Source organism: Hyphomicrobium sp., assembly GCF_041674905.1.
Taxonomy (GTDB): domain Bacteria; phylum Pseudomonadota; class Alphaproteobacteria; order Rhizobiales; family Hyphomicrobiaceae; genus Hyphomicrobium_B.
This window is the reverse complement of record NZ_JBAYUV010000015.1, coordinates 54,435-64,709: the sequence shown is the minus strand read 5'-3', so window position 1 is coordinate 64,709 and position 10,275 is coordinate 54,435. Positions and strand designations below refer to the sequence as shown.

The window sequence follows — 10,275 nt, the reverse complement described above, 5'->3', positions numbered from 1 at the left end:
GAAACCGCGCAGCAATAAGGCTCCATAAGCAAGAAGGCCCCCGATATCGGGGGCCTTCTTGCTGGCGTCGGTGCTGCACTTTTGCTCCGGAAATCTGCTGCACATTCTCTCCGGCGTTGACAGGTCTCTCTAAAATCCGAATTCACGAGCGCCAGGGATCATACTCTGGCGCTTTTTCGTTCTGTGCGATGGCTGCTGTCTTGACGGCTTGGCTCAGTGGGTCAGCTTGATGAACAGGGGTGCGCTCAATGCGCAATTAGCCGTCCTCAAACGATGACTGTCCGCCATCCTGTTGCAACGAGAAAGGATCAAACGCGATACCATCCGCAAACGACGATTGCAGCACCATAAGAAAGCCGCTTAAACTTCAATCCAGATGAGCCGAAGCCCTCCGCTCAGTCACGCCGCAAACTGTCTCAAAGCATTCGATGACGGACAAGACTTAGCGCTACGACGTGTAAGTCCTAAAAACTATAAACTCCTATAAACTTTTTGACTGCGCGTTTGACGGCGATTGGCTCAGGAGCTTCGCCGATTCCGCGTCGGTGCGCGCCACAGGATAAGCGTCGCAACGCCCATGGCGTCAGCTGCGGCCGAGCCGCGACCAGAGTACATAGTGCGCGGCGGGGGACGCGCCTCGGCCTTGGCCAAAATGCGAAATCCCGAGTCACGGTACAAACAGCAACACGCAGTAGGTTGCGAACAGCATGAGATGCATGGCCCCCTGGATTGGAGAGCTCCGTGGGCCAACGAATGTCAGCGTCGTCAGCACTAATGTGAGACCAACCAAAAATGTGTCGAGCGGACTAAGTCCCAGGACCACGGCTTTGCCCTTGATGAGCCCGATAACGAGAACGGCCGGCACGGTAAGACCTACGGTCGAGACAAAGGCGCCAAGGCAAAGGTTCGCCACCCTTTGCATTTTGTCGGCAAGCGCGGCCTTTATGGACGTGATCGATTCTGGCGTGAAAACGATGATGGCGATCACGACGCCGCCAATCGCCGCGGGTGCCTTGGCGCGTTCGATTCCAAAATCGATCAGAACGGCCAAGTGGTGAGCGAGCAGCACGATCGGTAGCATCAGCCCCGCCAGCACCAGCGAGCGGATAAAAACCGCTCGCCGATCCCGTGTACCAATGGTCAGCGCGGAATCGTCTGGGCAGTCCTCAGCGCGCTTTGCGGACGCCATCGACGCGGCCGATACAGGTTGGATAAAAAAACGCCGATACCGTCCGACCTGCATCGCGAGAAAAACCAAGTAGAGGGCTCCGGTCAGCATGGCGATGGGCCACGCCTGGCGCGGCGTAAAGCTGCCATCTTGCGAACTCAGGAAATTCGGTAAGATCAACCCGGTGGCGGTTAGCAGGACGATCATGGACAGGTATGCGACCGCACCTTGGGGATTGAACTCCTGCTCGCCATAGCGAAGTCCGCCCAGGAGCAAGCAGAGTCCCGTTACGAGGTTGAGGATGATCATCATGACCGCGAAAATTGAATCTCGCGCGATCGTGGTGGCTTCGCCTGGCCCGATCATCACCGCGGCGATCAGGATAACTTCGATGGAGACCACGGTGAATGTAAGGATAAGTGTGCCAAGGGGCTCACCCAGCAAATGCGCCAGATGGTCGGCCTCGCGCACGACACCGAAAGCCGCGAAAAGGATGATCGAAAACAGAATTAAGAAGCAGACGATCGCGGTCGCAATCGGGATGGGATAGGCAAGCCATATCTTGCCTCCAAGCTCGAATGCAGCGACGGCGCCCCATGCCAGCGCAAGGCGAATAAAGGTCGTGTACGGCAAGAGCTGCCGAACCGATAAGCGAGCCCCTGATGCTGAAGGAATTTTCTGGGAATCCACTGCCTACCCCATGACTTGGGGTCGTCCCTAAAGCTCATTTGCGACAGGCAGGTCGTCCCGCTGACGCCCTTGCGGGTGCGGAGCTATAGACGAATTTTTTTATGTCCGTCAATTCCCGCGTGGCGGCAGGCTCGATCCGGGGCCGCCCGAAACCGCTCGACGCAAAAAGGCTGGGAGCACCTACTCCCAGCCAAGTATGTGCACACCAGTTGCGCACAGGGAACAGCGAAGAACCCGACGAATAAACACGCCTCCGGCTGGACTTCGTTGATAAGTCGTAAGCCTGCGGTCATCGCAACGGGCCGGTCGCCGGCTCCTGTTCAGGATGCGCCGGCGACAGAACTCGTGCGTCAGGCTGTCAGCAAACCGGCGAACAAGGAGATGCCTGCAATAAGGCCGACGCAGCCAGCAAACCGGTTCAAGGAAACCGACAGCGTGCCGAACCGATCGAACGCTGCTCCGAGAGCAATCCCTGAAATGTGCAACACACCCGTCGCGACGATGAAGCCTGCTGCATAAGGAAGGAATGCGATCCCGAGGCCAGCGCCTTCATTGCCGTGCGCATGGCCATGAAAGAGGGCAAACACGCCCACCAGCGCCATCGCCGCGATCGTCGGCAGGCGTACCCCGAGAGCGATCGCCATCCCCATTACAATCACGGACAGAGCGATGCCAGCCTCCACCATAGGCAACGGCCATCCGTAGTATCCGAGCAAGCCGCCAACAACCATTGTGCCTATGAACGCTGACGGCACGAGCCAAAGCGCTCGTCCCCCCAAATTGGCAGCGTAAAGACCGACTGCGACCATAGCGAGAATATGATCGAGACCGTTGAAGGGATGAAGAAAGCCATGGCTGAATGTGTCGACCGAGCCCGCTCCAACATGAGCTGACGCCGGCATGACAGCCGCCAACGAAAGCAAGCCCGCCATCCCGGCCACTGAGAGCGCGTGTTTTGCTATCGAATTTCTTTTCATTGCGGTCTCCTATTTGAATACTTTGTTGCGGTGACCGAGGTGCCCCTCAGCAACGAGCGTCCCAACCACGTCGAGAACGACGCGGCAGGCAAGTTGCGCCGTATTGTCGTTGACATCGTAGGGTGGCGAGACTTCCACGACCTCCATGCCGCACAGTCCTTCGCGTGCGATGGTGTGGATCATCTCAAAGGCTTCCCTGGGCAGAAGACCGCCAGGCTCCGGAGAACCAGTTCCGGGGGCAAAACCTGGATCGATGGAATCGATATCGAATGACAAGTAGACGGCCTTGCAGCCTTCCCATGCCATCTCCAACGCGATCTCCGCCGCCTTCTGCGGTCCGTGGTGTTGCACGTCGTGCATCGTGAGCACGCTCGTACCGCGGCGCTTCGCGACCGCCGTACCGGGCCGATTGCCATACCAGCCGCCAATTCCGATTTGCACGAGATTCTTCGGATGACAGTTCGGCAGGCCGACATCGTGCATGTGGCTATGGTCGCGGTGCGAGGCGTGAGAACCCTCGTGGGTCGTCCAGAACCAGGGCGTGGTATGCATCCGTTCATCCATATCCTTCTCCTGGATATCGATGTGCCGGTCGATGTGGATGATGCCGACGTTCCCGTCGATATGCGGAGCGATGCCGCGCACGTTCGGAAATCCGAGGCTGTGATCGCCTCCGCAAATGATCGGGAACACGCCGGACGTGTAAATGTGAGAAACGGCTTTGGTTACCTGATCGAACGTTTTCTCGATGTTTCCGGGGATGACGAAAATATCGCCGGCGTCGCAGAGATCGAGTTCTTCGTAGATATCAACCCCGCCGTCGAACCAATATCCGTCATAGAGCGCGGATATGCGCCTCACCGCTTGCGGTCCAAAGCGGGTGCCGGGCCTGTACGTCGTCGCTGAATCGAAGGGCGCGCCGACGAATGCCGCCTCGTAGTTCCCGATTTTGCGAATGTCCTCGCAATAAGGCGCCTTCATAAACGTATTGATGCCCGCAAAAGCCGGCTGATGGCCGCGGCTGAACAGAGAGATGTTGCGGTCGACTACTGAATCGGCGGCCTCAAGACCGAATTGCAAGGACTGTTTGACTTCCTCGTCCTGCTTCTGCTGCGAGATGCGCGAAAGCGTATGCATGGACTTTGCGCCGTGGGTATCCTCGCGTTTCACTCCATGCAGATGGGGGTGTCTGTGTCTGTGCGTCCCGCTCCCATTGTTTTTGTCGTCAGTCATTTCGACTTCCTTTTGAAATAAAGTTATGACGACAAAGGTTCCATAAATGAGCCGCGCTGAACACTCTCCAAATATCAATCGATAGCATTGCTCAAATCAATGATGACGGTTTGCGTCGAGGGCGGGCAATCGTGCTTTCTACGGCGCTCGTCAGCGCCACGCTTGGCGCGCAAAGAAGATCGGATTTGTGAGCGGAGCAGATGCGATGAGGCGATTTTTGTCGCTCAAGATAGATTCAATATGGAGATGTCGCCGGCGCAGAAAATATAACTGCGCGCTGAAATAAGCGCCCCGACAACATTCGAAGCGCAAGGCAGAAAACTTCTCATGCTTCCCAACTTAGGGAGCATCGCATCTTGATTATCTATCGAGCAGTTTTCTGAGTTTGAATTCGTTCTCTTTAGTCGAAGGCAGGACGGCGAATGCGCGCAAAATCAACCCGTCCCGCACGTGGCGCGCCACAATGCAGGTAAATTGCCCAATCGCATTTATGGAAAAAATATTGCGCATGAGAACGAAGCTCCGATGCCGGAAATGATGCCACGGCAATCGCCGTGGCATCACGCCTACTATGATACACTTCGTCAGGGTTACTGGAAGGTGGCTAGGAGGTGTCCCGCATAGATAACCAATCCACCCGCAAGCAGAGTTAAGTATGGCAACATACCTGCGCGGCGAGGGACCGGTTTTCCGTTTTCCTCCAAGTCATCCTGCATCCAACTCGGAAATTTTCCTCCGTCGGTTACATAATGGCGGTAAGCGAAAATCGGGATAATTCCAGCCACAATAATAAGACTAGTCAACAACACCCGCTGACCCCAGAAATCCGCGCCCCACCCCATGATGAGAAGATTTACGAAGCCGCAAATCGCGCCTACGGTCAGCAACCAAGTTGGAGCACGATAGGGTCGCTTTTGATTTGGGCGATCCACGCGATGCAGCCATCCGGCCTGTAGATTCAGGAAAACAAAGACCATGTAAGTCGTGTTCGCGAGAACGATGAGAAAGACATAGTCCGAGATCGAAAGAAGCAACATGTTGAAGCAGAGATCGGTCCACATGGCTGCCACAGGCGCACCATGGCTATTGATGCGAGAAAGATATTTTGGCAGCCAGCCGTCGTGCGAACCCTGATACAGCGTGCGCGACGAACCAGCCATGGCGGTCATAACCACGAGGCAGATCGACAAAGTCAGAATCGCGATAATGCAGTTGCCCAACATCGGTCCGGCGCCGACCATTTGGGTCATCACTTTACCCACACCGGTGCCGTCGTAGATGCCAGGGTCGAGAAGCCCCTCTAGGCCAAGGTAGCCTTGAAATGCGACCGGAACGAGCGTGTAGAATGCGATACAGAGCAATCCCGAATACACCAATGCTCGAACGGTATCATGTCCCGGATTCTTAAATTCGCTCACATAGCAGACGGCTGTTTCGAATGGGTACGTTGACCACGCCGCCAGCAATAGGCACGCCATCAGGGTCGTGACCCCAACCATATCCCAGCTACCATTCACCGGCTGTCCCGCCGCGTCATGGATGAGTGGAACAAACGGAGTGAAGTTTTGGGTGTTAATATCTCCCGTCAGCAACGGCACGATGCCGACCAACAGAAGCGGGAGCAAAACCGAGACGGCGACGATCATCTGAACGCGGGCCGCTTTCAGAATGCCGCGATGCTGAATTGCGAAAACAGTGAGCATCAACGCTAGTCCAAGGAAGAAAGTCGCGTTGAGCCTTACGACCACACCTTCTTTAATGAAGCCCAGATCGAACAAAGTAAGCTGCCAGGTTCTGATCGCAGAGTCGGCAGGAAAAAGCAGGTTTAAAACGTAACCCGCGGCAAGGCCTGACCCGATGGCAAGGACCGGCGACCAAGAGAACCAATTTGCCCAGACTGAAACGGGTCCCAGCATTTTGCCGTAAGGAACCCATGCGATCGCTCCGTATACGGACGCTCCGCCCGACTTATTTGGGAAGAGGCCGGATATTTCCGCGTAAGTGAAGCACTGAATAAAACCGATAAACATCGACAGCATCCATACGCCTGCCGAAATATTGCCGGCTGCAGACGCTACGGCGCCGATTGAGAATAAAACGAGCACCGGAGTGCCAGACGCAATCCAGAACGCGTGCTTCCAATTCAACGTTCGAATCATCGTGCCGACTGCTGCGGCCGCTCTTGGTTCGACCTCTAAGGCCACCTCCGACATCCAAACCTCCCGATTTTATTTTTTTACAGGTCGGCACCTCACCGCGTGAGGTACTGGAACCCAAATTCTAGGAGATCATAGAGACGGCATTTAAAAACTCCCCGGCCCCCTATTTTATGCATTGAAGAGGTTGATGCATTGCCCGCGCTCGGAAACGCACTGTCCAATGCTTCAGTTGGCGAGATTCGGATGACTAGCAGAGCTCGCCATTTTTCTCGGCGGTAGCTTGCGCAGCCTGCACCGCCTTGCGAGTGACTTCTTCGATGAACAGTTCCGTAGCCAACCGCTTCGGTACGTGACGGTTCGAAATTGCGTAGATATCGCACGCCGTGCCCAACGATCTCGGAGTCACTGGCCAAAGTGCTCCCTTCCTGACATCGGCCGCAGCCATACGCTCAGGGAGCAAACAAATTCCCAACCCTAGAATGGCGAGTCGCTTGGCTTCTTCCAGATTTGGCGTCGTGGCCGCGATGCGTTTTCCAAGCCCGTGACGCAAGCGATAATAAGTGAGACTGTCGGGCTCATCGGCGCCCGTCAGGATTAGAGGCTCATTCGTTAGAGAATCGACTGCCTCGACGGATGTTCCATAAAGATGATGGCGTTTGCCGCAATAAACCAAATGCACTTCACGCGTCAGATATTCGTAGCGCAAATCCGGGTACTTAGCGTGAATGGCAGCGATGCCAACGTCAACCTCGTTACGGAGCACCGCAAGGGAAATCGATTCCCAGGGAGCGACTTCGATCTGGAGCTCGACAAGTGGACACCGCGTGCTGAACGCGACTAATAGATTATCAAATTTCACACTTACAAAGTTGCTAATTGTACATAGCCGAAGACGACCGCGAAGCTCCTTCGGGACATTGTCGAGGTTGTCTGGAATGCGATCAAACTTTGCATAAACTTCTCTGACACACTCGTACAGAATTCGCCCCTCGTCGGTCAGTTCAAAACCAGCCGGGCCGCGCCGACATAACTTCTTGCCAAGATGCTTTTCCAGCCTTTGCAGCGCGAGACTAAGCGTCGATTGCTTGCGCCAAAGGACATTCGCGGCCGAAGTCACGCCGTTTGCTTCAACGATGCCGTGAAAAATCTTGAGGAGATTCCAATCCAGATCGAGACAAAACTTGTGACGCGCTCTCATGGACGCTCCTCGGTAAAGGTCGGGTTCCCGACGTTATGAGTTACGCGATCCTACCGAAGCCGCAACGCGCCGCAACCATGAGTGCATTGCAGCATACTGCAGTCGAGCGGAGCATTGGTCCGGTCAATGCTCAAAATAGAAAGTCGGTAGGTCTTTAATTGCGAGCGCAACCGCTATCGTCATCGGCCGAAAAGGCACGTGTACAGCCCAATGTAGGGCTAGCCCCGTTCAGATAGAGGCAAATAATGTTTGAGAGCGAAGCGTTCTCCGTGGTGTTCTTTATGCTCAGTTTCTACGTTTTCGCGATCACGCTCCTCTACGTCCTAGCGCGCGCATGGCAGAAAGCACTCTCCGTACAGACGGACGGCGATTGTGACTCGGCATCGCTCCTCGATAGAAGCAATTATCCCAACGACGTTTCCGCTATGGCGCGCCGAACTCCACCCGAAACAACGATCTTGCCACCGCGGGGCGCAACTAAAGAGCGCTAGGCTAACTTTTGCGCGATCGTCTTGGGATCGCGGGTCTCCTTCAGAGGAGGCGGTCTGTCCTACATTTTCATGTGTCTGCGCCGAAGCTATAATGTCGATCGGCCGAGAAAGGCCGATCCTGTCAATGCTCTCAATGGTTCCGAAAACCGCCTCGTGGCAGTGCATTCTTTTGTCTGCGATGCCCATAGTCCATTGCCTCGTTGTGCGCGGTGAATTAGTTGACGTTGTTTAGTCGGACGGCTGTCGCGGCATAGCCAAAGCGCATTGAAAGCTGATCGATGCCTCTAAAATCTCTCGGGCTCTCTTCTCAGGCGGAGGGGGTAATCGCGATCAACTTCGCCGCCGTCATTTTCGGATTAGCGGCTTTGTATGGAAAGCTGGACGTCTCACCGTTCTGGATCGTCACGATGCGCTCAGGCTTCGGCGCGATCACCTTGGCGCTCCTTGGCGGATACAGAACACAATCTGGAATTGGATCTTGTTGGGGCACCATCGCGGTCAGCGGGCTTCTATTGGCGACACATTGGCTGACGTTCTTCGCCTCTGTTCAGCTGGCCGGTGTCGCAGTCGCCACTCTTACCTTTGCAACATTTCCTCTTTTTACGGTGCTTGTTGAAGCCACGCTGCGACGAAGGTTGCCGCGACTAGCCGAAGTTGGAGTCGGATGTCTCATCATTGTCGCTGTTGCCTTGCTTACGAGCCCGGACAATGGACAGGCAAACCTGACCGGCGCCATCGTTGGCCTTTCATCTGCTGTAACGTATGCGCTTTTTTGGAAAGTGAGCCAGGGCTTAAACAGGAGCCTGGAGCCGGTCACAATATCGTTTTACCAGAACGCGGCGGCATTCCTGTGGGTCATTCCAACGTTGATTGCTTCACGACCTGCGCCAGCATCGGGCTTTGATTGGTTCTGCTTAGCAGCATTGGGGATCATCAATACGGCTTTGATGTTCCAGCTCTACCTCTACGCATTGAAGCGCATATCCGCCACCACGTGCAGTGGTTTTATCGCACTAGAGCCTGTCTACGCCATTATGTTCGCTGCTTTGCTTTTCCATGAACCGATAACGCCCTGGATTGTTGTCAGCATCATTCTGATTGTTGGCGCGTCCCTAACGTTATTGAAAATCGAACGAGAGCGGCTTCCGCCTGGAGTGGAATAAATCTGGTGGCACGTCTCAGTTGTTCCGTCGCTTTGACAGCCGCAGCTCTCCGGTCGCCGTTTCACGGGTGAAATCCTGGGGATGGAAGCTACTTCCTCTTTGCCGTGCTCCATCCGGCTTTGATGACCCTAGAGACTTCCTCCACGAAGAGCCTTGTCTTGGTTGGTATCAAATGCCCAGGCGGCAGCAAGGCGTAGACCCCTTCATCGCCGCGCTCGCCCCAACCCGGTAAAATTTCAACGAGCTTCCCCGCACGGAGAGCAGGGCCCGCCAGCCAATTGGCCGCGTAGACGATACCAAGCCCCTCAATGGCTGCCGTGAGCACAGCTTCGGAATTGTCAGCTACAATCGGTCCAACCGGGTGCACCGTCTTGCGCTTTCCATTTTTCATCAGGGACCAACTCTTGGGCGCGCTCACCGGGCCATGTCGCAAACGGTGCTCGGCGAACTCCGGCCATCGAAGCGCGGAGCAGTGCTGAAGCCGACGTCGCGTACCCGGTCGATCAATTCCAAGTGTGGACTTCGATGCAAACGTGCGCTCGGTGTGGCTGTGCTCAAGGAACGACGCCATCGGCAACGTGGCGGTGATGATCGCCGCCCCCGGCGTGTGGGGTAGCGCCAGCGCATGGCCCGATTTGATTGTCGCCGGCATCATGGCCTGCGTCTTCCTCACCTCGTCCATGCAAATCTTGCGGCAGGCGAGGCAGGAACGCCGGAAATCCGCGCTCGCCGCGGCTCAAGTTTAGATAGCCATGTGGCCGTTTGGGTTGGGCGGCTTGTCGACGCGGGCGAGCTGTGCCAATTTGAGTCCCGTGAGAAACAAGCTCTTCCAGCGCTGGTTTGCGACGCTCGGCATGATCGCCATGCTCGGGGCGCTCATATCCATGCCTCTCACCGCGACCTATGCCTTGGCTATGGCCGGCACGCACACGGCGGTTTCCCACGACATGTCGATGGCGGACGCCAAGGGCGAAATGCCCTGCCAGAAGCCGATGAAGTCGTCCCCGGACTGCCCGCAGAAGGTTTGCCCGGAGATGGGCAGCTGCCTTGTCAAATGCTTCCAGCCCTTGCTCGCGCCGATTTCCGAAGCGCGGCTGTCCTGTGACGTGATTGCGGAGCGCATGGTAGCCCTGCCTGCCGCCGTCACCGCCGGCTCTTTGATCCCTCCACTCCTCCGACCTCCCAGCGTCTGAACC

Annotated in this window: 8 protein-coding genes and 1 pseudogene; 3 read left to right on the top strand and 6 right to left on the bottom strand. The window is 56.0% G+C overall.

The features are described 5' to 3' along the window. Positions 1-667: 667 nt before the first annotated feature. From WC026_RS08605 to WC026_RS08585, 5 genes are all read right to left on the bottom strand, one after another. Positions 668-1,858, bottom strand: coding sequence for a calcium:proton antiporter (locus WC026_RS08605; protein ID WP_372710453.1), 1,191 nt, complete (start codon positions 1,856-1,858; stop codon positions 668-670). 350 nt (positions 1,859-2,208) lie between these two features. Next, a complete protein-coding gene (locus tag WC026_RS08600) occupies positions 2,209-2,835 on the bottom strand; it encodes a HupE/UreJ family protein (protein ID WP_372710452.1) in 627 nt (208 codons plus the stop codon). Positions 2,836-2,844: 9 nt separating this feature from the next. Next, positions 2,845-3,972, bottom strand: coding sequence for an agmatinase family protein (locus WC026_RS08595; protein ID WP_372710451.1), 1,128 nt, complete (start codon positions 3,970-3,972; stop codon positions 2,845-2,847). A 686-nt stretch (positions 3,973-4,658) separates the two neighbouring features. Next, positions 4,659-6,281 carry an APC family permease gene (locus tag WC026_RS08590; protein WP_372710450.1) on the bottom strand — a complete coding sequence of 541 codons (1,623 nt, stop codon included), beginning with the start codon at positions 6,279-6,281 and terminating at the stop codon, positions 4,659-4,661. Positions 6,282-6,474: 193 nt separating this feature from the next. Then, a complete protein-coding gene (locus WC026_RS08585; RefSeq protein WP_372710448.1) occupies positions 6,475-7,425 on the bottom strand; it encodes a LysR family transcriptional regulator in 951 nt (316 codons plus the stop codon). 769 nt (positions 7,426-8,194) lie between these two features. Between WC026_RS08585 and WC026_RS08580 the strand changes: the two genes are divergently transcribed. After that, positions 8,195-9,079 (top strand): DMT family transporter, encoded by an 885-nt coding sequence (locus WC026_RS08580; protein ID WP_372710447.1) that lies wholly within the window; start codon positions 8,195-8,197, stop codon positions 9,077-9,079. 88 nt (positions 9,080-9,167) lie between these two features. Here the strand turns inward: WC026_RS08580 and WC026_RS08575 are convergent, their stop codons facing one another. After that, positions 9,168-9,650 carry a LysR substrate-binding domain-containing protein gene (locus tag WC026_RS08575; RefSeq protein WP_372710446.1) on the bottom strand — a complete coding sequence of 161 codons (483 nt, stop codon included), beginning with the start codon at positions 9,648-9,650 and terminating at the stop codon, positions 9,168-9,170. Between WC026_RS08575 and WC026_RS08570 the strand changes: the two are divergent. Together WC026_RS08570 and WC026_RS08565 are read left to right on the top strand one after the other, a co-directional pair. Next, positions 9,598-9,825 (top strand): annotated as a pseudogene (locus WC026_RS08570) (cation transporter); the annotation flags it as partial. The gene WC026_RS08575 and the pseudogene WC026_RS08570 sit on opposite strands and share 53 nt — an antisense overlap. 66 nt (positions 9,826-9,891) lie before the next feature. Then, positions 9,892-10,272 (top strand): hypothetical protein, encoded by a 381-nt coding sequence (locus WC026_RS08565; RefSeq protein WP_372710445.1) that lies wholly within the window; start codon positions 9,892-9,894, stop codon positions 10,270-10,272. The last annotated feature ends 3 nt before the right edge of the window (positions 10,273-10,275 follow it).